A 25,162-nucleotide genomic window follows, 5' to 3' on the forward strand; every position below is an offset into this window, starting at 1 on the left:
TTTTGTTTTTTATACTGTTATCTTTTCTATTAATTATCAATTTACCCTATGTGAAAGATAAAATAGCAAAAGAGGCTTTAGTATATTTAAATAAAGAATTTAAAACGAAAATTTCTTCTGAAAATATAGAAGTAGATTATTTTGGAAATTTGATACTTCACAATGTCGTAATAAAGGATCATCATGATAATGAATTAGTTACCGTTAAAGAATTAAAAGGGTATGTAAATACAATTTCTTTAGTTGAAAATTTAGTAATAAAAGGAATTGATGATATAAAAATTGATCAATTGCGTTTTAACGATCCAATAATTAGGGTTATCACATATAAAAATGAAACTCGTGATAATTTTTCAATATTTATTGATAATTTCAAGTCTGATAAATCTTCTAAGAAAAAAGATTTTAAATTAAAAGGTAGAGTAGATATTATAGGAGGTAAATTTTCAATCGTTAATCAGAATTTACCTGTTGAAGACCAGGTTTGGCTGGATACTTCTGAGTTAAATTTAAAAATTTCTTCAGTTGATATTTTTAATTCGGATGTAAAGGTACAAGTTCAACAATTTAATTTTAAAGCTAAGAGACATAAAGAAAATTATACAATTCGTCAATTTTCTGCTTTAGTACATTATTCTGAGACTGAATTATCATTTAGCAATTTAATACTTGAAACGGATTCATCTTTACTTTTGGGTTCTTTATTCTTTAATTATACAAAAGAAAATGGAATGAACAATTTTGAAGATCAAGTTATCTGGAATATGGATCTGAAGACAGCAAGTAAAATTTCGGGTAAAGATATTCGCTATTTCGTAAAAGATTGGGACTCCAATTCTTTATTATATATGTCATCCAAAGTTAATGGAACTCTTAATAATTTAACTTTAACCAATCCAATTTTATCGGTTGATAAAACCTTTTATTCATCTCCGAATTTACTTTTAAAAAATTTGGTTACGACAGATGCTTCTCGATCTTTTTTAATTAAAATAAAAGAAACTCACCTTCAAACTTCATACACATCTTTGAAATCTTGGCTTCCTAAATTTATCAAAGTAAAAATTCCTGAAATTGTTTCTGAATTTGGTGTAATGAATTATAACGGATCTTTTTCCATTGATAAAAAAGATCTTACTTTACATGGAAATATGATAAGTTCATTGGGGGAGCTTTTTGCAGATGCACAATTATTTGACTATACTTCTAAAAATCCGAAATATAAAGGAAAAATTGAAACCTATCATTTAAATTTAGCTCCATTTATTAAATCAACTACAGTTGGACCTATCACGGCAAACATTCAGTTTGACGGAAGTGGATTTGATTTAGATCAAATGAATACCCAATTTGATTTAAGTATCAACAGTCTTGATATTAATGGTAAATCTATAAGTAGTATTTCAGCTGTTGGTAATCTAAGAGATAAAGTTTTTGAAGGTAAAATTAATACTAATGATTCACTGGCTCATTTTAACTTTGACGGAAAAGTAAATTTCTCGAAAAAAAATATAAAAACTACTTTCGACGCAAATATTCAATCATTAAATTTAGGATATTTTGCTTCTCAAGTTAATAAAAATAAATCGTTTAAGGGAATAGTTAAAGTCGATATTGAATTTAGTTCTATTGATGATTTAATAGGACAAATTAATATCAATTCAATAGTGCTCGATGATAATGGTAAACAAACAAATTATAACGATATTCAAATAAAAACTAGTTTTGAAGATGGAAATAGAAACTTAGATATATTTTCGCCAAACATGATTACTGCTAATATCTATGGAAAATATAAATTAGAAGACATTCCGGACATGTTAAAAAAAGGAATTGGTAATCTAGTTTCTAATTTCAAAACTAAAAAACGTTTTGATAATCAAGAATTTTCTTTTATACTGGATATTCAAAAAGATTTATTTGATTTATTAATGATGGATGTTAATTTATCTCCAGGAACTACTATAACGGGTAGATATATTGGAAATGGTAACAAGTTGCAAGCGCAGATGATTTCGGAATACATTTATTATAAAAATATTAAGATTACAAATCCGAATATCTTTCTAAATACAGAAGATTCTTTAAAACAATTTATGGGATCTTTATCAACATTGCGTATTAATAATACAGTAATTGACCGAATAAATTTTACAGGATTTAATAGAAATGATTCTTTATATGCATCCACTAATTTTTATTATGGAAAATATAAAGAAAAACAAACAAATTTTAATTTAAATTTATATCAAACTCAAATAGGAAATGATTTAATAATAGGATTTAAACCATCCAATATTAATTTAGTACAAGCAAAATGGAAACTAAATCCCAATTTTAAATCCGATGAGGCAATAGCAAAATATAATTTATTAACTAATAAATTAACCTTACAAAAAATTGAGTTAACTTCCGAAAATTCTGAAATATTGTTATCTGGCGATTATATTACTAATAATGATTATAATTTTGATTTAAATTTAAAAGATGTTAATTTAGAAAAGATATTGCCACATAGTTTGCTTAAAGATATGTCTTTTGAAGGGATTGCAAATGGTTCGGCCAAAATTCTCAAAAATTCGAAAGAACTTAAGCCATTGGTTGATCTTTATGTTGATAAATTAAAGTTTAATGGACAAACCTTAGGAAATCTTGCTATGAGGGCTATTTATGATGCGAAAACTAATCGATATTTGTTACAAAGCAAATTAGAAGATTCAGGCGAAGATCGTTTCTTAGCTCAAGGATATATTCTCAACCAAAATGGCAAACCGTCACAATTAAAAATTGACCTGAATGCTAATAAAATGAATATAGCTCCTATAGGTACATTTTTACAAAGTATTTTTTCAAACTTTAGGGGAACAGCGTCAGGAAATGTGCAAATTACCGGTGATGTGTCAGATCTAAAATATCAAGGAATGTTAACTATGTCTAAAGTAGGATTTATGGTTAATTTTTTAGGTGTTGATTATCAATTAACTAAGGATCAGGATTTGCAAATTTCTGATGGAGTATTTTTATTTGATAATATTGAATTAATGGATACTCAAAGAAAAACCAAAGGATTAGTCTTTGGGCCTTTAATGACCAAGAATTTTTCTGAATGGGGAATGAACCTTGATTTTACCTCAGAAAAGCTTTTAGTTCTTAATACAACTATGAAAGAAAACGATTTGTTTTACGGAACTATTTTTGCCTCGGGGAATTTTTCTATCACAGGAACTACTGATAAAGGTATTGACATCTCAGCAACCGCTATGGCTCTTGAAGGAAGTAGTTTAACCATTAATAGTAGTAGTACTACACATGCAACAGATATTCAATATATAAAGTTTATACCCGAACAACATAAGCAAGACGAAGAAATTGATTCAAAACCTCCTACGGGATTGTCGATACGTGCAGATGTTTCGGCAGATAACAAATCTGTTGTAAATCTCATTATCAGTCAAGAAACCGGAGATAAAATAGTTGTAAGAGGGGATGCTAAACATATTAAATTCGATATGTCAAAAGCCGGAGTAATTACTATGGACGGAACTTATACAATTACCGGAGATAGTAAATATTATTATAATATGTTTGTTAATAAAGATTTTACTATTATTCCAGGAAGTACAATAAGATGGGAAAATAGAGGTCCAACGGAAGCAGATTTAAATATACGTGCTTCTTATACAAGATTGGTTAGTAATATTGGAGATTATTTGGGGATATCTACAGTTCCTGCAACAAATGTAACTGTATCAGCCTTATTAACAGGATATTTATCCAAACCTAGCTTAGCATTTGATATACAAGCCGAAGCCTCTTCTTCTGTTAAAGATCAACTTAATACTAAGTTGAATAATAATGAAGGAGAAAAATATAATCAAGTAGCCGGTATTGTAGTTTTTGGAAGCTTTTTATCCGACAAAATGGGAGGAAGCAGTTATGCTTCATCGGCTTATGATGTAGTGCTTAAACAGCTAACTTCAGCTATAAATAATATAAGCGGTGTATTTTCATTGGATGCTAATTTTAATGCCGGGTCTAGAGTAGATAGAACCAGTGATAGAATATCTCTAGATCCGACCTTTAAACTGAATCAAAGATTATCCATTGTTGGATCTGTTAATATGCCTTTAGAGCAAAAAAGTGCTGCTGATGTTTGGACGTATGGAGCAAAAATTAATTACGATATATCAAAAAATAATGATAAATCATTAATAATTAATAGTTTCTCAAAACCGTCCACCTTTGGATTAGAAACATCTATTATATCTAATACTGGTGCAAATAATCAATCCTACGGCGGCGGAATTGTATATAAAAAGTCTTTTAATAAATTTAAAGATTTGTTTAAAAAAGATAAGAATAAAGAAATTTCTAAAATAAAAAAAGACTCTTTAAAAATTTTAAAAAATTATTCAAAAGAATAGGTTTATATTAAAATGTAGATTAGAACCATCCTTTATGACCTTTAATGTAGGTGTTATAAAAATCTTCATCTGATTTGGTTAGGTATAAAACTCCTTCAATAAGGGCAATAGTTCCTGTGATACTTGCTCCAAGAAAACAAGTACATATTGTAATAGCGAGCGTAATAAAACCCTCCTTATTATATCCTAAAATAAATTTGTGAACTCCAAAACCTCCAAAAAAAAATGCGAAAATACCTGCTAGCAGTTTTTTTTCCCTAGCAATTTTAAGCTGATCTTCGGAAAGTTTATTTCCTATATTGTTAACTTGATTTTTTTCTTCCATAGTTACTTTAATTAAATTATAAGATTAAATTTTTTATATAGCTGCTAAATTAAAAATATTTATAAATAACTTTAAACAATTGAATACTGAGCAAATAAAGTCCTACGGCAGTAAAATTGTATATTAAAAAGTCTTTTAATAAATTTAAAGATTTGTTTAAAAAAATAAGAATTAAGAAATTTCTAAAATAAAAAAAGACTTTTTAAAAATTATTCAAAAGAATGGATTTATATTAAAATGTAGATTAGAACCATCCTTTATGACCTTTAATGTAAGTGTTATAAAAATCTTCATCTGATTTGGTTAGGTATATAATTGCTTCAATAAAGGCAATAGGTCCTGTGATAATTGATCCCAAAAATAAAGTACCTAATGTAATACCAAGCATAATAAAACCCTCCTTTTTATATCCTAAAATAAATTTGTGAACTCCTAAACTTCCCATGAAAAATGCGAGAATAGCTGCAAGTAATTTTTTTTCCTTAGCAATTTTAGCCTGATCTTCGGAAAGTTTATTTCCTACATTGTTAACTTGATTTTTTTCTTCCATAGTTACTTTTAATTAAATTATAATATTAAATTTATATATGGCTGCTAAATTATAAATATTTATTATAATTTTAAACAATTATTATATTCTTTTTTGCATCATTGTTTATTAATATTCTTTTTGGAAAAAAAATAGTATTTTTGCTAACAAAATTATCTGTACAATGAATTATGATATTATAGTTATAGGTAGCGGACCAGGTGGATATGTTGCTGCTATTAGAGCCGCTCAACTAGGTTTTAAAACCGCTGTAGTAGAGCGAGAAAATCTAGGAGGAATCTGTTTGAACTGGGGATGTATACCAACTAAAGCTCTTATTAAAAGTGCACATGTATATGAAGAAATAAACCATGCAGAAGAATTTGGATTAAATAAAACCGAAACATCTTTTGATTTTACTAATGTTGTAAAACGAAGTAGGGGAGTTGCTGATAAAATGAATAAAGGAGTCGGTTTTCTTATGAAAAAAAATAAAATCGATGTTATAAATGGAAATGCCAAAGTCAAACCCGGAAAAAAAATAGAAGTTACTGATAAAAACGAAAAAAAAACGGAGTATTCGGCTTCACATATTATTATAGCAACCGGTGCTCGTTCAAGGGTTTTGCCTAATTTACCTCAAGACGGTAAAAAAGTAATTGGATATAGAGAAGCTCTTACACTTCCTACAATGCCTAAATCCATGATTGTTGTTGGATCTGGTGCGATAGGTATTGAATTTGCTTATTTTTATGCAACTATGGGGGCTAAAGTTACGGTTGTTGAATTTTTACCAAATATTGTACCTGTTGAAGATGAAGAAGTATCTAAGCACGTTGAGAAATCAATAAAAAAACATGGTATAGATGTTATGGTTAACTCTTCTGTTGAAAGGGTCGACACTACAGGTAACGGTGTTAAAGCATTTGTAAAAACTCCTAAAGGAGAAGTAACACTTGAAGCTGATATTATTTTATCTGCAGTAGGTATTACAGCAAATATTGAAAATATAGGATTAGAAGAAGTAGGTATTGTTACCGATAAAGGGAGAATACTTGTTGATAATTTTTATAAAACAAATATTCCAGGATATTATGCCATTGGAGATGTAATTCCCGGACCTGCTTTAGCTCATGTAGCTTCTGCTGAAGGAATTTTATGTGTAGAGAAAATAAAAGGTTTAAATGTTGAGCCTATTGATTATGGAAATATTCCGGGATGTACTTATTGTTCTCCGGAAATTGCTTCTGTAGGTATGACAGAGAAAAAGGCAAAAGAAGCGGGTTATGAAATTAAAGTAGGTAAATTTCCATTTGTAGCCTCTGGTAAAGCTACTGCAAACGGGGATACAGATGGTTTTATAAAAGTAATATATGATGCTAAATATGGAGAACTTTTAGGTTGCCATATGGTAGGTAACGGTGTTACAGATATGATTGCTGAAGCAGTTGCTGTAAGAAGATTGGAAGCTACCTCTCATGAAATTTTAACTACTATACATCCTCATCCAACTATTTCTGAAGCATTTAAAGGGGCTACAGAAGCTGCGTACGGGGAAGCTATAGATTTATAAAATATACAACTTTATCGCAATAATTTTTTATTAAAAGACTATCTTCATAGAGATAGTCTTTTAATTTTTTTATACAATTTTAAAATTCTATGAATAATACATTTAAAATTATTTTAGCCTCTCAATCGCCTCGAAGGCAAGAACTTTTAAGAAGTTTAAATTATACTTTCGATACCATACACTTAGATATGGATGAAACATATTCTTCGCAATTGAAAGAAAATCAAATAACAGAATACTTAGCTGAACAGAAATCAAAATACTATGGAGAAGTTGAAGATAAAACAGTTGTTATAACAGCTGATACGATTGTTTGGATGAATAATCATGCTTTGGAAAAACCTAAAAATTTCGAACAAGCAAAACAAATGTTATCCGAGTTATCAGGAAATTCCCATAAAGTTTATACTTCAGTAGGTTTTAAAACAAAAAATGATTTTCAAGTATTTACTGATTATACAGAAGTTCATTTTATGAAAATGAGTGATAATGAGATTGAATATTACATTGAAAATTTTAAACCTTTTGATAAATCAGGCTCATACGGTATACAAGATTGGATTGGTATAGCTAAAATTGATAAAATATCCGGATCATTTTTTACTATAATGGGATTACCTACACATATTGTTTACGATTATCTTGAAAATATTAAATTTTAGATGACTATATATACTAATTTATGCTAAAAATATTTTAATTAGTATAATTAAATTCTTGTATTTATTATATTAAAAATAATAAGATAATGATAAATAAAGAATTTATTTCAATTATAGATCTTATAAACTACATTTACATTTTCTGCTGAACACTCTGTATTAATTTGAAGATATACGCTGGGCTAATGGAGTTATATATAAGTCATTTTGATACATTTTCAAAAACTTATAAATGTAAAAATAATAAATAGATGCAAAAATACTGGAAAGTATTTTAACGTAAAAATCAATTCTTTGTTTGATAGCACTAAAAATAGCTTTATAAAAATGTTTTTTAACAATATGGTTAATTACTTCTTATAAAAGGGGGGCTTCTCTGCAACTATCTAATAAATATTAATATAACTTACAAAAAGCTTGGTTTCTGCTAATTAGAATTAAAGCTAGTTTTGGTATTTCTAATTATTATAATTAGTTAGATGATAAAACCTTTATAGGTGGAAAAAATAAAAACAAACATTCAAATAAAAAAGTTGTAAAATTCACAAAGGAAAAGTACAAAAGGTAAAACTCCAATCTTGGGAATGATTCAAAGAAAAGGCAATTTAGTAGCTAAAATAATTAAAGACACTTTAAGCTAGAATTTATAAAAACAGTTAAAAAACTCTGCATCTATTTATACTGATAATTGGTTAGGATAAAGAAATAAAATTGATTTATAATCCTAATTTGTAAAGCATATTTTAGAGGAATATGTAAATATGTTTCTTATCTATATTAAAATATCATTTTACATTAAAAAAAACAACTTTAAAAATATGTAGATGAATTTGTTTTTAGATACAATATAAGAAATAGTAATTAAGCTACAAGATTTAATGTTTTACTTCAAAACTTAGAAAATACATTAACTATTGAATTTTAATAATACCGGATGTTAAACTTATATCCTAATTTTTACTTGGAGATTTTTATAATGTATGGATAAAAGAACAAGCATCAAAGTATTTCAATGAAATAAACACGAACGCTTTTACTTGCTTAAATAAGATGATAATATGATTTACCTAAAAGTCAATATTTTCGTACCATAGAAATACAAAAAAAATGAAATAATTATCAGGTTTCCATCAAAACTAAAAACAACTATTGAATATACAGTATAAGATAAATTACAATAAATTCTATATTTGTAAAAAACATTTAAAAATACACTGCCTATGTAAAAATAAAAAATTGAAATAATCTAAGTTGCCGCTCAAAATACCACATTAAATCGCAAACTTTCCGATACACTATATTATGTTTCACCAATTTTTGGTGCAGATAATCTTTTGTGTCGGAATGGGAGTGGTATCCCAAGAGCGGCGAAAGAATTAAAGCTGCACCTTTTTTTATTTGCAATTATTTAAAATATTAAAAAATGAATCAAAACCAACCAGTTGTTAAAAAAAATAATAGCTATACAATCGTAGCAATAGTATTTATATTCATATTTATAGGAATGGTTATTGGAATATTATTTCTTTTTAAAAATGCCATTAAACAATCGACAAACCAATCAACTAAACAAACAGAGCTACAAAAAAATCTTGTTTATAAGGATATTTTTGTATTTAAAGGGAATGGGAAAAAAAAATCAGAAGTTTTCCATTTAACAGGAAATGAGGCTAAATTTGTTTACAAATATTCACCCGGATCAGAAACGGAAATATTTACGGTATATGTAGTTGATAAAGGAGTTGATATTCTTGAGAAAGGAGAAATACCGGAAATAATGGCTGCAAATAAAAAAGAAGAAAGTGAAAGTATAATCTATAAATCGGAAGGAGATTATTATTTAGATGTAAATGCTGTGGGTGATTGGGAAATAATAGTGCAAGAAAAACAGTAATTTTAAAGGGTTCTTTTTTGAACCCTTTTTACGTGTAATCTATTTTAGAAACCATTTTCTACATAGTAAAATCAATCATTTCATCCTATCCAAAATATCTTTCATAAGTTGGCTTTCTTTTTTTAGCTTTCTAATAAAAGTTTTTTACTTTTTTTCAATCAACTTCTCCAACTTATCAATCATTTCCTTTTGTTGTTGGAGCATACGTTCATAAAGCTCCACCATTTTATCCACAGGGTTGAAGCTTGGTTGATAATTAAATCCTGAAGCAACAGCATTATCTTTAAAATCTTGAAAAGAATAAGTATTTGCGATAATATTCACCGCTTGTTCCTCATCAAAATTTTTAATAGCCTCCGTGGGAACTTTTAAGAATCCAGCTATTTTTTCTAACACTTTATCGTCCAGTATTTCTTTAGATTCATAATCGGATATGGAAGATTGAGAAACTCCCATATCATAAGCCAACGCTTCCTGTTTTATACCTAATATTTCACGAAAACGTTTTATATTTCTACCTTGATGTATCTTTCTGGATGTTGTGTTATCTATAGTCATAAGGCAAATATACTAATTTATCTTTGGGCTAATATACAAAAAAATCAAATAAAATATAAGATAAAAAACCAGTGATGTTTGGTAAAAAATCAGTTTGTAAAATTGAATATCGGGCAGGGTAGAACTTCCTTTGCGGAAAGAAGGAATCAGAAATATATGGAAATTCGTAAATATAAAAGCAAAACTAAAATACGAACTATAAAGGTATATGAAAGGGATTTTAAAAGAGCCAGTTTCCATTATATATCTTTTCCGGAAATACGTATGGCAGGAAAATGGTTGCAGGATTCGGGTTTCAGAACCGAAGATCAAATAGTAATTAAGCATAATAAAAAAAGGATTGTTATTACTAAGGCTTGAATAGTGGTATGTTAGGTTACATATAAAAGAGAATATTCTTTTGTCTTACTACAAATGCTTTTGCATTCTTTAAAACCTTAAAAATTTATTAAAGAAGTGAAAAAAAATCAAAAATTCAAGAAAAAAAACTCTCTATCGCTCAAATATTTATTTTTTTGTTTTTTAATTTTAAAAAAAACATACTCTATACAATATATTAATAAGGCTAGTAACTTCCAATTAGGAAGCTATTTACCAAGGAGATATTGATGGATATTTAAATGCTACAGCATATATGTAAAGCTATATGTAAAAAGTTTTGCAGAATACACAAGATTAAAGAGTAGCAATAAATTTAGCTCAATGAGTTTGTCCCAAATTTTATGCATTTGTTTCTAATTAAATCATACTTAGGTATGAATTACCTTATATAAATTTAGTTGCAGATATTTCGCAAGGTAGAATGTTTGTAAGTTGGGAGAGAAAGAAAAAGTATTAGAAACTAATAACTTTCCTTCTTATTACTTATACTTATTCTAATGGTAGAGCAATACCGGATTTTAAACTATATCCTAATTTTTATTTAGAGATTTTTATAATGTATGGATAAAAGAACAAGCATCTAAGTATTTCAATGAAAGAAACACAAACGCTCTGCCTTGCTTAAATAAGATAGTAATATGATTTACCTAAAAGTCAATATTTTATACCATTGAAATACAAAAAAATTGAAAGAATTATCAGGTTTCCATCAAATTTAAAAAACAACTATTGAGTATGCCTTATAAGATAAATTATAATAAATTCTATATTTGTAAAAAACATATTGAAAATATACTGCCTATGTAAAAATAAAAAATTGAAATAATCTAAGTTGCCGCTCAAAATACCACATTAAATCGCAAACTTTCCGATACACTATATTATGTTTCACCAATTTTTGGTGCAGATAATCTTTTGTGTCGGAATGGGAGTGGTATCCCAAGAGCGGCGAAAGAATTAAAGCTGCACCTTTTTTTATTTGCAATTATTTAAAATATCAAAATATAGAATTAAAACAAACAAGTTGTTAAAAAAAATAATAGTTATACAATCATAGCATTAGTATTTTTATTCATATTTATAGGAATGGTTTTTTGAATATTATTTCTTTCTAAAAATGCCATTAAACAATCAATAAACTAATCAACTAAACAAACAGAGACATAAAAAAATCTTATTTATAAGGATATTTTTGTATTTAAAGGGAATGGGAAAAAAATCAGAAGTATTCCATTTATCAAGAAATGAGGCTAAATTTGTTACCCGGATCAGAAATGGAAATATTTATAGTATATGTATTGATAAAAGAGTTGATATTCTTGAGAAAGGAGAAATACCGGAAATAATGGCTGCAAATAAAAAAGAAGAAAGTGAAAGTACAATTCATAAATCGGAAGGGGACTATTATTTAGATGTAAATGTTGTAGGTAATTGGGAAGTAATTGTCCAAGAAAAACAATAATTTTAAGAGGTTCAATTTCGCCCTAATTTTAGTGTAAATTTTCATATAATTAGCAATTTTAATTTACTTGTTAAATAATATAGATTTATAGATTTTCATATTATATTCAAGATTTTAAGAGTAAAAAATATTTTTAGAGTCTTAATTCTTTACATATTTTTGTATAAAATAAATAATAGTGAAAAAAATAATAGTTGTCTTTTTAAATTTTTTTACTGGTATTATATTTTCGCAATCTATTTTAATGTCTATGAACGGTGAAGATATTTATACATCAGTTTTTGAAAAAAATTATAAAAAAGATTTAGAACTTTTAGGTACCGACCATGCTATTGATAATTTTATAGATTTTAATTTGTTAAAACAATATGCTTTAAAAAATAATATCGAAGATTCTCAAGAATATGAGAGAGAATTTGCAAATGAAGCTATTGCATTAAAAGACAGCTTATTTTACCCAAATGAAGTTTTAGAGCCTATATTGCAAGATTATTATAAAAAAATTCAAATTGAAAAAAAGATTCAATTGCTTTTTTTTAAGAATAAATATTATAAAAATAGAAATGAAAAAAACAAAGACAAATTCATAAAATCAATCATTCATAGAATAGATAATGATCCTTCAAGATTTGAGGAGGCAGTTTTAAAATATTCTCAAACATTAGAATATAAAAAACCGAGCTATGTAGATATATTTTCATTGAATAAAAGTTTAGTGGATGCTATATATAAGGCTCCTCTAAATACAGTTACTTTTTATGAAGATGAAAATAGCTGTTTTCTGATATTGGTTTCAAATGATAGAAAATATTTGGGAGAGGTTATTTTCGATCAAATATATATACCTAATACTGTAAAAAATGCAAAAATTGAAATAATAAAAGCATATAATGATTTGAAATTTGGAGGAAATTTTAATATTGTCAAACAAAAATTTAATCAAAACTTTAATAATGAAATTAATATTTATGATGATGAAACTACGTATCAGTACATTTACAGCCAAATAAAATTAAATACTTCTAATGAAAAATATTCCCAGCCAATAAAATTAACAAATGGTTATGCAATCTTTAAATATTATTATAGAGAAAGTTATGATACCTATTCATTGGCTAGAAAAAAATTATTAAAAAGATTAAAAAATTCAATCGAAATAGATCATCTAAACGATTTATTAGTAAATAGATTAAAAACTTATTCATACTATAGGGAAAATTCAGACAGCTTAAATCATTTAATTTTATCATTACCTAAATCTTATAATAAATTTAAAAATTATGACTTTTCAGATAATCTAATATTAATAAGAATTGGTGAGTCAAAAATTTTAACAGCTAATGAAGTATTAACTCAGTTAAAATTAAATAATAAGAACTATGATTATAGAAACAGTATTTTAGATAGTTATATTAATTACTGGGTAAAAGAAAATATATTAGAATTTTATAATGAAAATTTTTTTAATGCAGAAATAGCAGGAGAAGAATTGGAAAATTTAAAAAAACAACTTCTTATTAAAAACGCATTTAATCTAATTGCATTACAAGCGAGATACGATTTGATTGGTCAAAAGAAGTTTTTAAAAGACGAAGCTACAAAATTAACATGGGATGAAAGGATTGAGGGGACCTATTATTATTGTATTAATTCTGAAGTAGAAGATAAAGTTTTACAATGGTTAAAAAATAAAAAAACGGTAGAATTTATAAAAAATCAATTTAAAGATAATCGAGAAGATTTAATAATAGACGAAGGGAAATCGACACGAAATTCACTAAATATTCCATCTAATGAAATACTTTCAAAAGGTATATATAGGGTTAATAGTAAAAACAGAAAACTAATTATAGATATTAAAAAAATTATCAAGAAGGATATCATGACTTTAGAAGATCTTCGAAAGAATCATATTAATGAATACATAGATTATAAAACTACTCAAATACTAAAAAAATTAAAAGAAGAAGCAATTATTACAATTAACCCAGAGGAAGTACAAAAATTAAAAAAGATTTATAATTGATTGCGTTAAATAGCTAATAAAACACTAATAACTAATAAAAGAATTTTAAATTTGCAGATATAAAAACTTGAAATGAATAGATTAATTTTACTGTTAACATTTTTTATAGCTACATTAAATTATGCTCAAGAAACTAAAATAGACGGAATTGTAGCGGTTGTAGGAAATGAAATAATTACTGAAACAGATGTTAAAGAAGGTGAAAATTACGCTCGCTCTGAAGGACAAATCGTAACCGATAGATGTAGCTTTATTGAAAATATGATGAAAGAAAAAATTATCCTTTATAAAGCTAAGCAAGATACTTTAATTTCCGTAAGTAAAGATGAAGTTTCAAGGGAAGCTGAATCTCGCATTGACGGGTATAGGAATTACTTTGGTTCTGATGTTAATATACTTACGAATTTCAAGTTTAAAACCATGGGTGAGCTAAGAAGCTTGCTTGAAACCATGATAAAAAATCAAATGTATACACAGAGAAAGATGGCCGAAATCACTAAAAATGTGGACGTATCTCCAGAATACTTAAAAGATTTTTATAAAGCTCACGAATTGGAATTTCCCACTTCAAATGAAGAGATAGAATATGGTCAGATTTTTATGTATCCTAATCTAACTGAGAGACATAAACAAGAATTAATTGATCAATTAAAATCTATTAAAAAGCAAATTGAAGAAGGAGCTAGTTTTGCAGATATGGCTAGGAAATATTCTCAAGATCCTGGTTCTGCTGCAAATGGAGGTCAAATTTTAAATGTGAGAAGAGAACAAATGGTTAAAGAATTTGATGCAGTTGCCTTTAGCTTAGAAGAAGGACAAATATCGGAGCCATTTGAAACTGAATACGGATTTCATATTGTATATCTTGAAAAAAAGAAAGGGCAAGTAATTGATTTAAGACATATATTATTAATGTCCGTTCCTAATCAAGAAGAAATCAAAACAGCTTTGGAAAAGTTAGAAAAAATTAAAGCTGATATTAAAGCAGAAAAAATAACATTTAATCAGGCTGCCTTAAAATATTCAGATGATAAATATACAAAATACAATGGAGGAATATTATCTAATTCTCAAACTGGAGATAATAGATTTGAAAAAATAAAATTACCAACAAAAGTATTGTATAACCTATCAGGATTGGGAAAAGGTGATATATCCGAAGTTTTTGAAGATAAAGAAAATAATAGAACAGTTGTTAAATTATTAAAAATTACAGACGTTATACCAGCTCATAAAATGAATTTAGAAATAGATTATAACAGAATTAAAGGTTTTGCACAGAAGACTAAAGAAAATGAAGTTATAGAAAAATGGGTGAAAGCTCAAATACCTTCAACATTTATTACCATACAAGACGAGTACAAAAAATGTAATTTTTCAATCGATTGGTTATAAGAAAAACAAAGATAGTTTTATAATTTTATATTAATGAAAGCTCGGAAATCCGAGCTTTTTAATTTATTCAACATTTATATATTATTAAAAATAATTTTTATTAATTTAATATTATAAATTAATTGATTAATAAAACTAAAATCAAATCATAGAGATTATTAATTATATAAGTTATTTTATAACTTTTAAACAAATTATTATAAATTAAATCAGATAAATTATAATTTATGAAAAAGTACCTATATTTGAAAAATATTTGAACTATTAAAAAAAATTATATCATATATATTTAGATTGAATTAATAATTAATTATTTTAAAACCTTATCACTTCATATTCATATTTAATTGTTACATAATATGTATTCTAATAAAGATTCCTTTATAATGCAAGCAAAAACATTTTATGGTTTGGAAGATATGCTCGTGCAAGAGCTCAAACAATTAGGAGCTTCTAAAATTATAAAGAAAAATAGAGCAGTAGAATTCTATGGAGACTTAGGATTTTTATATAAGGCTAATTATTCTCTAAGAACAGCATTAAAAATATTAGTTCCAATATGGCATTTTAAAGCTAAAAATGAAATTGTCTTTGAAAAAGAAATAAATAAAATTCCCTGGGAAAATTACTTTTATAATTCACAAACATTTGCTATAGATTCAACTGTATATTCCGAATATTTCAAACATTCACAATATATCATGTTAAAAATGAAAGATAGTATAGTGGATCACTTTAGGAAGAAATTTGGTAAAAGACCAGATATTGAAAGATTCAATCCAGATATTAAGCTACATCTGCATATAAGCAATCAAGATGTGACCATTTCTTTAGATAGTAGCGGGGATCCTCTCTTTAAAAGAGGATATAGAAAATCTCATTTTGAAGCTCCAATAAATGAAGTTTTAGCAGCAGGATTATTGAATATTGCTGGATGGGATGGAAAAGGAAATTTTTTAGATCCTATGTGTGGATCAGGAACTTTATTAATTGAAGCTGCTATGATGGCATTAAATATTCCACCACAATTACATAGAAAAAAATTTGGATTTACTAATTGGAAAAATTTTGATTTAGAATTATTCAATCAAATAAAAGATACGAGAATAAATAGAATTAAAGACTTTTCAGGTAAAATTGTTGGATATGATGTTTCTAATAAAGCATTACTTTGTGCCAAAGAAAATATAGAGGCTGCAGATTTAACTGAATTCATTGAATTAAAAAATCAAGATTTTTTTACCTCTAAAAAAGAACAATACCCTTTATTAATCGTTTTTAATCCTCCTTATGGTGAAAGAATTTCAATTGCTACAGATAACTTTTATAAAAATATAGGAGATACTTTAAAAAATAATTATAAAAATGTATTTTCATGGTTTATAACTTCAGATTTAGAAGCTTATAAAAAAATTGGATTAAGACCATCGAAAAAAATTAAAATTTTTAATGGAAAATTAGAATGTCGCCTTTTCCAATATGATATTTATGAAGGAAGTAATAAAACTAAAAATAATAAGATAAATAATAGTGGAAATTTAAAATTTAAAATTTAATTTATTAATTTTATTATATATTTCACTTTTTAAATAACTAATTTAGTAATTATAAATTATGAAAGTCGCTTTAATATCTTTAGATTATTACGGATATGATAAATATATTATATCTGCAATGAAAAAATTAGGCATAGAGGCGATTCATATTGATATTTATGCTAATAGATACCTATATCCAAATTTATTTGATCGTTTAAAGAATTTAATTAATAAATCTTTTTTTAATAAAAATATAAAAAGGTGTCATCTAGATAAATTAATTAGAGAAAGATTATCTAATTACGAAAAATTTGATAAAATTATTATTATACATGCCGAATGGTTGTCTCCTGAAACATTAACTTTTTGTAAATTGAAAAGTAATCAAATGATAGCCTATCATTATGATGGGGTAGAACGAATGCCAGCTATTTCCAATACTTTTGAATTTTTTGATAAAATTTATAGTTACGATAAAAAAGATGTTGAAAAATATAAGCTAAAATTTATTCCAAATTATATTTATGAACAATATGATGAAAAAAAATTGAATGAAGAAAGAAAAGCTTTTAACATATGTTCTTTAGATAAAAGAACACCTGTACTTGAGAAAATAGCAAAAGTTTTAGAAAGTAAAAATTATCCCTACGAATTTATTGTTGTAAACAGAAGACAAATAAACTTATATACGCCAAAAATAAAAACTAAAATCAATTATTTAAATAAGATGGTCTCAAGAGAACAATCCCTTGAAAAAATTAAGACATCTAATCTTATGATTGATATACAAAGATTTGAACAAACCGGATTAACTTTTAGGGTATTTGAATCATTGGGTTATCACAAAAAACTTATAACGACCAATAAAGACATCGTAAATTATGATTTTTATAATCCTAACAATATATTGCTTATCGACCCCGATAATATTATAATCCCAGATGAATTTTTAAATACAGAATATCAGAAACTGCCTAACTATATTTTAGATAAATACCATGTTAACACTTGGGTTAAAAATATATTAGAATTAAATTGATTAAATTATTTGTTTTACAGTATAATTTTCATTTATAAAAATATAAATAACTTTGCATTATAAAAATAACAGCGAATGCGAACAAAATCTATTGGGAAAAAAAAAATTAACGTTATAACTTTAGGCTGTTCTAAAAATATTTATGATTCCGAAATTCTAATTAACCAATTAAAAGCTAACCATAAAGATGTTGTTCACGAAAAAAATGGTGACATTGTTGTTATTAATACTTGTGGTTTTATTGATAACGCAAAAGAAGAAAGTATTAATACCATCTTAGAATGTGTAAAACAGAAAGAAGAAGGTATTATTGAAAAAGTTTTTGTAACAGGATGTCTTTCGGAAAGATATAAACCGGATTTAGAAAAGGAAATTCCTAATGTTGATCAATATTTTGGAACGCGCGAATTACCTTTGCTTTTAAAAGCACTAGGAGCAGATTATAAACATGAACTGGTAGGAGAGAAGCTGATAACTACTCCAAGGCATTATGCATACCTGAAAATTTCTGAAGGTTGCGATAGGCCTTGTAGTTTCTGTGCAATTCCATTAATAAGGGGCAAGCATGTATCAACTCCAATTGAAAATTTAATAAAGGAAGCAAAATCGTTAGCTCAAGGAGGCACTAAAGAATTAATTCTAATAGCTCAAGATTTAACCTATTACGGATTAGACTTGTATAAAAAAAGAGCATTAGCTGATTTATTAGAAGAATTGATCAAAGTGGAGGGTATTGAGTGGATTCGTTTACATTATGCGTTTCCTACAGGTTTTCCTATAGAGGTATTAGAGTTAATGAAAAAAGAACCCAAAATTTGTAATTATATTGATATTCCTCTTCAACATATTTCGAGCGATATACTCCAATCTATGAAAAGAGGAACTACAAAAGAAAAAACAAATAAATTACTTTCAGAATTCCGATCACATGTACCAGATATAGCAATAAGAACAACCTTAATTGTTGGCTATCCGGGTGAAACGGAAGAACATTTTCAAGAATTGAAAAATTGGATCATTGAACAAAGATTTGATCGTTTAGGATGCTTTTCATATTCTCATGAAGAAAATACATCCGCTTTTTCTTTAGAAGATTCCGTTACAGAAGAAGAAAAAACAAGACGTGTCAATGAAATAATGGAAATACAATCTCAGATTTCCTGGGAATTAAATCAACAAAAAATTGGTAAAACATTTACCTGTATTATTGACAGAAAAGAAGGAGAATATTATGTTGCTAGAACTGAGTATGATTCACCGGATGTCGATAATGAAGTTTTAATATCTATTACTGATATTTATTTAGCAATAGGTAGTTTTGTTACAGTTAAGATTAATCGCGCAGAAGATTTTGATCTTTATGGTGAAATAGTTAATAAATAAAATTTGTATACTATTATTTTTTGATGATAGTTAAAAATTCATAAGTAAAATTATTTTATTAAGGTATAACTTTTTAATCCTAAAAATATTAAAATAATAAGGGTAAAATTGAAAAATTATACCCTTAATATATAATCTAATTTATTTATATTATTATTTTAAATAAATTAGTAAAAAAATAATATGATTTATTGGATTTTATAACTTAAATTAATGATTTGTAATTGATTTTTGATATAATATAAATTATTAACAAGAGTCATTAATCTATTAATTTCATAATATTATCTGAATATCTTTTCCCAAATATCTTTATTTTAGACAAACTTTTATTTATTTGGTTTAAAATTACTATTTAACTTAATAAGAGAAGTAGCTTCTATATTTTCTTTAAAACAACTGAGTTTTGTAATTTCTGGAATTGGTACAATTCATGTTTTTTGAGCTAATAACCATGCTAAAATTATTTGAGCAGGAGGAGCATTTCTCTCATTAGCTATTGTTTTTTAAAGAGTAAATAAATACTAAATTTTTACTTCTATTTTTTGCAGATACGCGAGGAATCTGATTTCTAAAATCACTAGTATCGAATTGGGTGTTTTCATTAATAGTTCCTGTTAAAAATACCTATCCTAATGGACTTAATGGCACTAAACAAATTTCCAATTCTTCAAGTTTAGGAATAATTTCTTTTTCTAGCTTTCTATAAAATAAGGAATATTTACTTTGTAAAGTAGTTACTGGCTGAATTGTGCTTTTTTAGTAGTCTCTATACTGGCTTCAGATAATCCTAAATATTTAATTTTACCTTCTTGCATCAAATCTTTAATAGTCCGGTTTCATCTTATATAGGAACAGTTTTATCTATTCTATGCTGATAATAAAGGTCTAAATAATCCATTTTTTCAGTCTTTTAAATGAACCTTCTAATGCTTTATACTTTGTCTGAGTAAGAATTTTTCCATCTAAAAATATAAATTTGAAATTATTATTTTATTTTTAAAGTATTTTACTGCTTAATCCACAACCTCTACATTGGTAAATGGACTGTAAACCTCGCTATATCAAAAAAAAATATGCTGATTGTAGTAATTTTATAGCATTCTATTTATTTGTGGAAGGTCTCAATCCATGACTGAGTCCCACACATCCTAGTCCTATTTCAGAAACTTCAAGATTATTTTTTTTCTAACTTTCTTGTATTCGTATAAAATATTTAAAAATCAAGTTTTCTTTACATTTGATTTCACGGACAAAATTTCGTTCAAGCTTATAAGAAAATTAGATGAATTGAAACTGTTAATCCACTAGTAAATGTTATAGATTTATCGAAATCCAAACTCATTCCTTCTCATACTTTCAATAATAGCGTATATGGAATATTTTTTAAAGAATCTAAAATGTGGATAATTGAAATATGGAAGAAATAATTATGATTTTAAAGAAGATACTTTAGTTTTCATTTCTTCAAGACAAATAATATAAGTTAAATCTAAAGCTACTACATGTACACCTAAGGCTGGTCATCATTATTTCATCCTGATTTAATTATAGGTACTCAACTAGGAAAGGAAATAATAAAAATACTCCTTTTTCCTATGACACTAATGAAGCCTTACATTTTTTGACGACGAAAAACAAATAGTTTTAGAATGTCTTAAAAATATAAATTCTGAAATAGACCAACCTTTAGATAAACATAGTAAAACGCTTATAACTTTTAATATAGAATTATTATTAAATTATAGTTCTCGTTTATTTGATCGGCAATTTGTTACACGAGACCCAATTAATAAGGGTATAATAGAAAAGTTTAAAAAAAATTATTTATAGAAATATAAATTAATTTTTATATTCCATTTTTTATTATTAAAAATAATGAGTTTTAAATTCAATATAATTTTCAATTAATAAAGTTATCATAAAAGATAAAATAAGATATAAAAAAAGCTCCGATTTTCTATAAACCGGAGCTTTTTATACCATATAAATTAAATATTTCAACCTCTATTTATAATATCTCATAATTAACATTTATTACCCCATTATTTAGGTTAGTTAATTCTGCAAAGGCAGCTTTACTTAAATCAAATTCTCTTTTAGGCACAAATGGTCCACGATCTGTAATACGAACAATAACTTCTTTACCATTTTTAGGATTAATAATTTTAACTTTAGTTCCAAATGGTAAAGTTTTATGTGCAGCAGTAAAATCATACATATTATACCTTTCTCCACTAGAAGTTAGCCTTCCATGAAATTTCCCTCCATACCAAGATACCCGTCCAGATAAAGTTGATTTTTCAGTAGAATCATTATTTTCTTTATAAGTATTACTTGCTAAAGTGTCGCTTTTGTAATTTATTTTAATAGTGTCGCTTGGAATATTAGAAAAGGTAGAAGCCTCTGCTAATTCTTCGTTGTGGAAAATCGTAAATGATAGTGACACTAATAAAATCATTAATGCTAAAGTTACTTTCTTCATATTTTAGTTTTACTCATTGATTATGCAAAATTACAACCTCAAAATCTAAAATAAAGTTACCATTATATTCATTGACCAGATATGTATTAAGTCAAACTTCTGCATTTACGATAAATAAAGGGTTTAGATAAGCTTGTTAAAAAAATGTTAAATTATCTTGATTTTGTTAATTTTTTTTGCTTTTCATAATAAAATAGATTTTCATATTAAAAAATGATTCCTTTATTAATAAATAAATATAAATATATATTATTACTTTTGGCAAAATAAATGTAACTATATAATAATGAAAAAAAACTTATTTTACTTTCTAATCTTTTTAGTTGTTATATCCTGTAATTCTATAGATGAAAAGAAAAATATAAAAGCTGTAGAAGAATTTTATAAAATATATGCTCAGAGAGATGATGCAAAAAAACTGATGAGCTTTTATTCTGATTCGCAACCTAAATGGGTTGATGCCGTTTCTCAGTCATTAATAGAAGGTAAAAATAATATTTTGGAAATGTATGAAACAAGCTGGAAAGATAAAAACTTTAAAAAACATCAGGATTATCCTGAAAGCATAATTATTAATGAAATTGTTTCTAATGATAGTATTGTTGCGGTAAGCGGACGATATAATCCTTATTATTATAATGAAAAATTAATACCGGAAATGAATTTTACTTCCTGGATATATTTTGATAAAGAAGGTAAAATTAAAAAACAAATTGAGTGGATGCAATATACTTTAAATGATTTAAAAGATATTATAAATTTCAAACAAAATGCAGAAATAAATTAATTTTATAATACGAAATTGTAAAATTATTATTTTTGTAGCTCCTAAACCAAGTAGTAAAATGACTTCTAAAGAAATACGAAAAACTTTTCTTGATTTTTTTAAATCTAAACAACATAGTATAGTACCTTCAGCTCCGATAGTTTTAAAAGATGATCCTACGCTTATGTTTTCCAATTCAGGAATGACTCAGTTTAAGGATTTTTTTCTCGGATACAAAGAACCTAAAAATAAAAGAACCGCAGATACACAAAAATGCTTACGAGTTTCAGGAAAGCATAATGATTTGGACGATGTCGGAAAAGACACTTATCATCATACCATGTTTGAAATGCTTGGAAACTGGAGCTTTGGAGATTACTTTAAAAAAGAAGCTATTGAATGGGCTTGGGAACTTTTAACAGAAGTTTTTGCTATTCCTAAGGATCGATTATATGTAACCATTTTTGAAGGAGATAACGATGAAAGATTAGACAGAGATTTAGAAGCGTATAACTTATGGAAAGAACATATCTCTGAAGATCGTATTCTTTTAGGAAATAAAAAAGATAATTTTTGGGAAATGGGAGAAACGGGTCCTTGTGGACCTTGTTCTGAAATTCATGTGGATATTCGTTCTGATGAGGAAAGAAAAAAAATTGATGGTAAAGATTTAGTGAATAATGATCATCCACATGTTATAGAAGTTTGGAATCTTGTTTTCATGGAATTTTTACGCAAGGCAGATGGAACCTTGGAAAAATTACCTAAAAAAAATGTTGATACGGGAATGGGCTTTGAAAGGCTATGTATGATCTTACAAGGCAAAGATTCAAACTATGATACTGATGTATTTCAACCCATAATTAAAAAAATTGAAGAAATATCCGGACTTACCTATGGAGATAATGCCAATGTTGATATTGCTATTCGTGTATTAGCAGATCATGTTAGAGCCATTGCATTTTCCATAGCTGATGGCCAATTACCTTCAAATTCAGGGGCAGGTTATGTAATTAGGAGAATTTTAAGACGTGCCATCGGATATGCTTATAGAGTTTTGCAAATAAAAGAGCCTATATTACATAAATTAGTTCCAGTTATAAATACGCAAATGGGAGATTTCTTTCCGGAAATTTCAAAACAGGAAAAACTTATATCAGAAATAATAAAAGAAGAAGAGATAGGCTTTTTACGAACTTTGGATCAAGGCTTACAAAGGTTAGCAAACTTTATGGAAAGCAATCCCGGATTAAAAGTAATTCCAGGCGAGGTTGTTTTTGAATTATATGATACCTATGGATTTCCTTCGGATTTATCCAGAATCATAGCAGAAGATCATGGAATTTCCATCGATGAAAAAGGTTTCAATATGGAAATGAATAAACAGAAAGAACGTTCAAAATCTGCTACAAACTTTAAAAATTATGATTGGGTAATTTTAGAAGAAGATGAAGTAGAAGAATTTGTAGGATATGATTTTCTTGATACTCATGTCAAAATAACACGATATCGAAAAGTTGAGAATAAAGAAGGTGTATTTTATCAATTAGTATTTCAAATTACGCCGTTTTATGCAGAGAGTGGAGGACAGGTAGGAGATATTGGGTATATTGAAAATTTAAATGAAAAAATTGAAATTCTAAATACTAAAAAAGAAAACAATTTAATAATTCATACCGTAAAAGAACTTCCAAAATATCCAGAATTTCCTTTTCATGCAATAGTGGACATCAAACGAAGAGAGGCAATTACTAAAAATCATTCTGCTACGCATTTATTGCACGAAGCTTTGCGTGAAGTTTTAGGTAAACATGTAGAACAAAAAGGTTCCTTTGTTGGTCCAGAATATTTACGATTTGACTTTTCACATTTCAGTAAAATGAGTTCTGAAGAAATACAAGAAGTGGAAAAGATTGTCAATACTAAAATATATGAAAGGTTGGAATTAGAGGAGAATCGAGCCGTACCATTTAAAAAAGCTTTAGATATGGGAGCTATGGCTTTATTCGGTGAAAAATATGGAGATTTAGTGCGTGTTATTAAATTTGGAAATTCAGTGGAACTGTGTGGGGGAACTCACGTAAAAAATACACACGAAATCATATTTTTTAAAATCATGAGCGAATCCTCCAGTTCAGCCGGAGTAAGGAGGATTGAAGCCATAACAGGAGAAACAGGGATGAATTTCCTTAAAGATCAATTTAGCCAGTATGATCGATTAAAAAATTTTTTAAAACAAACCGACGACCCATTAAAATCAATTGAAAAATTATATTTAGAAAATGATCAGCTAAAAAAACAAGTAGAGCAACTAAATAAAGAAAAAGCCAACCATGAAAAGTTAATTTGGAAAAATTCAATAAACGTTGTAAACGGAATAAATTACATTGGATTAATAACTGATCTAAATGCAGCATCGGTAAAAGATTTAATTTTCCAACTTAAAAAAGAAATATCTAATTTATTCATAATTATTGGTACTAAGACAGAACAAAAACCTACTTTATATTTAGGAATATCCGATGACCTATTGAATTTAAAGAATCTTCATGCAGGCACTATTATAAGAGAACTTTCTAAAGAAATTAAAGGAGGAGGTGGAGGACAGCCCTCATTTGCAACGGCTGGTGGAAGTGACACATCAGGCTTAGAAAATGCTATCAATAAATCATTAAATTATTTACAATAATAAATAAATATAATTTTTGTGCTCATTTTTATC

Annotated in this window: 17 protein-coding genes; 13 read left to right on the forward strand and 4 right to left on the reverse strand. The window is 26.7% G+C overall.

Annotated features, from left to right (window positions below):
- The first annotated feature begins 50 nt into the window (after positions 1 to 50).
- Entirely contained in the window at positions 51 to 4,424 is a 4,374-nt protein-coding gene (locus tag Q0T35_RS06260; protein ID WP_295841379.1) for a hypothetical protein, read from the forward strand.
- 19 nt (positions 4,425 to 4,443) lie between these two features.
- Here the strand turns inward: Q0T35_RS06260 and Q0T35_RS06265 are convergent, their stop codons facing one another.
- Positions 4,444 to 4,749, reverse strand: coding sequence for an NINE protein (locus Q0T35_RS06265; RefSeq protein ID WP_295841380.1), 306 nt, complete (start codon positions 4,747 to 4,749; stop codon positions 4,444 to 4,446).
- A 244-nt stretch (positions 4,750 to 4,993) separates the two neighbouring features.
- Complete coding sequence (locus Q0T35_RS06270; RefSeq protein WP_295841381.1) at positions 4,994 to 5,299, reverse strand: TM2 domain-containing protein; 306 nt, start codon at positions 5,297 to 5,299, stop codon at positions 4,994 to 4,996.
- Positions 5,300 to 5,462: 163 nt separating this feature from the next.
- Here Q0T35_RS06270 and lpdA point away from each other — a divergent pair, with 163 nt between their 5' ends.
- The 3 genes from lpdA to Q0T35_RS06285 all read left to right on the forward strand — a co-directional run bounded on the left by lpdA (position 5,463) and on the right by Q0T35_RS06285 (position 9,407).
- A complete protein-coding gene (lpdA, locus tag Q0T35_RS06275) occupies positions 5,463 to 6,851 on the forward strand; it encodes a dihydrolipoyl dehydrogenase (protein ID WP_295841382.1) in 1,389 nt (462 codons plus the stop codon).
- A gap of 89 nt (positions 6,852 to 6,940) precedes the next feature.
- The gene (locus Q0T35_RS06280; RefSeq protein WP_295841384.1) at positions 6,941 to 7,513 is read left to right on the forward strand and encodes a Maf family nucleotide pyrophosphatase; all 573 of its coding nucleotides are present in this window, start codon (positions 6,941 to 6,943) and stop codon (positions 7,511 to 7,513) included.
- Between the two features lie 1,423 nt (positions 7,514 to 8,936).
- On the forward strand, positions 8,937 to 9,407 hold the full coding sequence (locus Q0T35_RS06285; RefSeq protein WP_295841387.1) for a hypothetical protein: 471 nt from the start codon (positions 8,937 to 8,939) through the stop codon (positions 9,405 to 9,407).
- 144 nt (positions 9,408 to 9,551) lie between these two features.
- Here Q0T35_RS06285 and Q0T35_RS06290 read toward each other — a convergent pair whose 3' ends face one another.
- Positions 9,552 to 9,965, reverse strand: coding sequence for a helix-turn-helix transcriptional regulator (locus Q0T35_RS06290; protein WP_295841388.1), 414 nt, complete (start codon positions 9,963 to 9,965; stop codon positions 9,552 to 9,554).
- Positions 9,966 to 10,043: 78 nt separating this feature from the next.
- On the opposite strand from Q0T35_RS06290, the gene Q0T35_RS06295 reads away from it, so the two are divergent.
- The 7 genes from Q0T35_RS06295 to rimO all read left to right on the forward strand — a co-directional run bounded on the left by Q0T35_RS06295 (position 10,044) and on the right by rimO (position 19,189).
- Positions 10,044 to 10,325 (forward strand): SymE family type I addiction module toxin, encoded by a 282-nt coding sequence (locus tag Q0T35_RS06295; RefSeq protein ID WP_295841389.1) that lies wholly within the window; start codon positions 10,044 to 10,046, stop codon positions 10,323 to 10,325.
- A gap of 1,228 nt (positions 10,326 to 11,553) precedes the next feature.
- Complete coding sequence (locus Q0T35_RS06300; protein ID WP_293919371.1) at positions 11,554 to 11,808, forward strand: hypothetical protein; 255 nt, start codon at positions 11,554 to 11,556, stop codon at positions 11,806 to 11,808.
- A gap of 178 nt (positions 11,809 to 11,986) precedes the next feature.
- A complete protein-coding gene (locus Q0T35_RS06305; RefSeq protein WP_295841390.1) occupies positions 11,987 to 13,834 on the forward strand; it encodes a hypothetical protein in 1,848 nt (615 codons plus the stop codon).
- Between the two features lie 72 nt (positions 13,835 to 13,906).
- Positions 13,907 to 15,229, forward strand: a complete 1,323-nt coding sequence (locus Q0T35_RS06310) for a peptidylprolyl isomerase (RefSeq protein WP_295841391.1) — start codon at positions 13,907 to 13,909, stop codon at positions 15,227 to 15,229.
- A 359-nt stretch (positions 15,230 to 15,588) separates the two neighbouring features.
- On the forward strand, positions 15,589 to 16,785 hold the full coding sequence (locus Q0T35_RS06315; RefSeq protein ID WP_295841393.1) for a class I SAM-dependent RNA methyltransferase: 1,197 nt from the start codon (positions 15,589 to 15,591) through the stop codon (positions 16,783 to 16,785).
- 58 nt (positions 16,786 to 16,843) lie between these two features.
- Positions 16,844 to 17,806 (forward strand): hypothetical protein, encoded by a 963-nt coding sequence (locus Q0T35_RS06320; RefSeq protein ID WP_295841394.1) that lies wholly within the window; start codon positions 16,844 to 16,846, stop codon positions 17,804 to 17,806.
- A gap of 75 nt (positions 17,807 to 17,881) precedes the next feature.
- Positions 17,882 to 19,189, forward strand: a complete 1,308-nt coding sequence (gene rimO, locus Q0T35_RS06325) for a 30S ribosomal protein S12 methylthiotransferase RimO (protein ID WP_295841396.1) — start codon at positions 17,882 to 17,884, stop codon at positions 19,187 to 19,189.
- Positions 19,190 to 21,200: 2,011 nt separating this feature from the next.
- Here rimO and Q0T35_RS06330 read toward each other — a convergent pair.
- Positions 21,201 to 21,674, reverse strand: coding sequence for a septal ring lytic transglycosylase RlpA family protein (locus Q0T35_RS06330; protein ID WP_293918922.1), 474 nt, complete (start codon positions 21,672 to 21,674; stop codon positions 21,201 to 21,203).
- 286 nt (positions 21,675 to 21,960) lie between these two features.
- Here Q0T35_RS06330 and Q0T35_RS06335 point away from each other — a divergent pair, with 286 nt between their 5' ends.
- A complete protein-coding gene (locus tag Q0T35_RS06335; RefSeq protein WP_293918921.1) occupies positions 21,961 to 22,461 on the forward strand; it encodes a hypothetical protein in 501 nt (166 codons plus the stop codon).
- Positions 22,462 to 22,519: 58 nt separating this feature from the next.
- A complete protein-coding gene (gene alaS, locus Q0T35_RS06340) occupies positions 22,520 to 25,129 on the forward strand; it encodes an alanine--tRNA ligase (RefSeq protein WP_295841398.1) in 2,610 nt (869 codons plus the stop codon).
- Positions 25,130 to 25,162: the final 33 nt, after the last annotated feature.

This window comes from uncultured Apibacter sp. (assembly GCF_946479295.1).
Lineage (GTDB): Bacteria > Bacteroidota > Bacteroidia > Flavobacteriales > Weeksellaceae > Apibacter.

Coding starts and splice junctions, on each gene's coding strand:
- Q0T35_RS06320 (WP_295841394.1), top strand. CDS start 16,844: ATGAAAGTCGCTTTAATATCTTTAGATTATTACGGATATGATAAATAT.
- lpdA (WP_295841382.1), top strand. CDS start 5,463: ATGAATTATGATATTATAGTTATAGGTAGCGGACCAGGTGGATATGTT.
- Q0T35_RS06335 (WP_293918921.1), top strand. CDS start 21,961: ATGAAAAAAAACTTATTTTACTTTCTAATCTTTTTAGTTGTTATATCC.
- Q0T35_RS06310 (WP_295841391.1), top strand. CDS start 13,907: ATGAATAGATTAATTTTACTGTTAACATTTTTTATAGCTACATTAAAT.
- Q0T35_RS06280 (WP_295841384.1), top strand. CDS start 6,941: ATGAATAATACATTTAAAATTATTTTAGCCTCTCAATCGCCTCGAAGG.
- Q0T35_RS06315 (WP_295841393.1), top strand. CDS start 15,589: ATGTATTCTAATAAAGATTCCTTTATAATGCAAGCAAAAACATTTTAT.
- Q0T35_RS06330 (WP_293918922.1), bottom strand. CDS start 21,674: ATGAAGAAAGTAACTTTAGCATTAATGATTTTATTAGTGTCACTATCA.
- Q0T35_RS06290 (WP_295841388.1), bottom strand. CDS start 9,965: ATGACTATAGATAACACAACATCCAGAAAGATACATCAAGGTAGAAAT.
- rimO (WP_295841396.1), top strand. CDS start 17,882: ATGCGAACAAAATCTATTGGGAAAAAAAAAATTAACGTTATAACTTTA.
- Q0T35_RS06270 (WP_295841381.1), bottom strand. CDS start 5,299: ATGGAAGAAAAAAATCAAGTTAACAATGTAGGAAATAAACTTTCCGAA.
- Q0T35_RS06300 (WP_293919371.1), top strand. CDS start 11,554: ATGGGAAAAAAATCAGAAGTATTCCATTTATCAAGAAATGAGGCTAAA.
- Q0T35_RS06285 (WP_295841387.1), top strand. CDS start 8,937: ATGAATCAAAACCAACCAGTTGTTAAAAAAAATAATAGCTATACAATC.
- alaS (WP_295841398.1), top strand. CDS start 22,520: ATGACTTCTAAAGAAATACGAAAAACTTTTCTTGATTTTTTTAAATCT.
- Q0T35_RS06265 (WP_295841380.1), bottom strand. CDS start 4,749: ATGGAAGAAAAAAATCAAGTTAACAATATAGGAAATAAACTTTCCGAA.